Annotated in this window: 1 protein-coding gene; it reads right to left on the bottom strand. The window is 78.9% G+C overall.

The window, feature by feature from the left end:
• Window positions 1-1,462: efflux transporter outer membrane subunit (locus CR938_RS14240; protein WP_162125612.1), on the bottom strand; the 1,462-nt coding region annotated here is incomplete at its 3' end.
• Window positions 1,463-1,466: the final 4 nt, after the last annotated feature.

The following is a 1,466-nucleotide window of genomic DNA, read 5'->3' as shown; positions in this document are numbered from 1 at the left end:
GTGCGGGGGTGTCCGCGGCGGGCGCCTCGAACCGGAGGCCGCCGCCGAGTGCGTGGTCGAGGTCGACCGCGGCCAGGTAGCGCAGCGCGCGCACCTCGGCCAGCTGCTGCTCGGCCTGCAGCAGCGGGCGCTGCGCCGACAGCACCTCCAGCTGGTTGCCGATGCCGGCCGCATAGCGGGCCCGGGCCAGCTGCAGGGCGGCCCCGGCCGCGGCGCGGGCCTCCTCCAGCGCGCGCTCCTGCGCATCCAGCGAGCCGATCGCCTGCACCGCGTCGGTGACCTCGTGCAGGGCGTCGACCACGCGCTGGTCGTAGGCGGCCACGGCCAGGTCGTAGTCGGCGGTGCGCGCGTCCAGGCGGTTGCGGCGGGCCCCCGCGTCGAAGATCGGCAGGCTTAGCGCCGGGCCGCCGAAGCCGAGCGCGGCGTCGCCGTCGAACAGGTCGGAGAAGCCGGTGGCGGCCAGGCCGACCAGGGCGCCGAGGTCGATGCTGGGCCTGAACGTGGCCTTGGCCGCCCTGATGCCCTGTGCCGCGGCCTCGACCCGCCAGCGCGCGGCGACCACGTCGGGGCGGCGGCCCAGCAGCTCGCTGGGCAGCACCGACGGCAGCGCCGGGGCCGGCGCCTGCAGCAGGCGTGGGCGGGCGATGTCCAGGCCGCGGTCCGGGCCCTGGCCCAGCAGCGCGGCCAGGGCATTGCGCAGTGCCTCGATGCGCTGCCGCGCGGCCTCGGCCCGGGCCGTGGCGCTGGCGACGGCGGCCTCGGCGTTGCGCAGCGCCTGCGCGCCGTCGATGCCGGCGTCCACGCGCTGGCGGGACAGTGCCAGCAGGTGACCGCTGCGCTCCTGCTCGCGGCGGGCGATGTCCTGGGTCTCGAAGGCCTGTGCCAGGGCGATGTAGGTGCGGGCGCCGCCGGCGGCCAGCGCCAGGCGCGCGGCCTGGGCCTCGACCTCGGCGGCACGGGCCTGGCCCAGCGCCGCCTCGTACTCGGCGCGCTTGCCGCCCCACACGTCCAGCGGCCAGTCGAAGCTGAGCATCCGCAGCGCGTTGTGCATCAGCTCGCCGCCCAGCTCCTCGCCGGCCAGGCCCCTGGGGAGCCGGGCCACGGCGTACTGGGCGCTGGCGCCCACGGTGGGCTTGCGCGCGGCCGCGGCCAGGCCGGCCTGGGCNCGGGCCGGGCGCAGGCGCGCGTCGGCGGTGGCCAGCGAGGGCGTGCCGCGCAGGGCCTCGGCGATGAGCGCGTCCAGCTGCGGGTCGCCGAAGGTGCGCCACCAGTCCTGGTCGGGGAAGGCGGCCGGGCTGTGCGGCGCGCCGGCCAGGCTGCGCGAGGCCGCCAGGGTGTCGGGCCCGCGTGGCGCCGCCGCCGGTTCCAGGCCGGCGGTGCTGGCGCAGCCGGCCAGCGCCAGCGCGAGGAACAGCGTGCCTGTGGCCGCGCGGGGGCGGCCGGGTCGGGGGAGGGAAGGCATCGTT

This window comes from Pseudoxanthomonas taiwanensis (assembly GCF_010093135.1).
GTDB lineage: Bacteria > Pseudomonadota > Gammaproteobacteria > Xanthomonadales > Xanthomonadaceae > Pseudoxanthomonas > Pseudoxanthomonas taiwanensis.
This window is presented reverse-complemented; position numbering and strand designations above follow the sequence as displayed.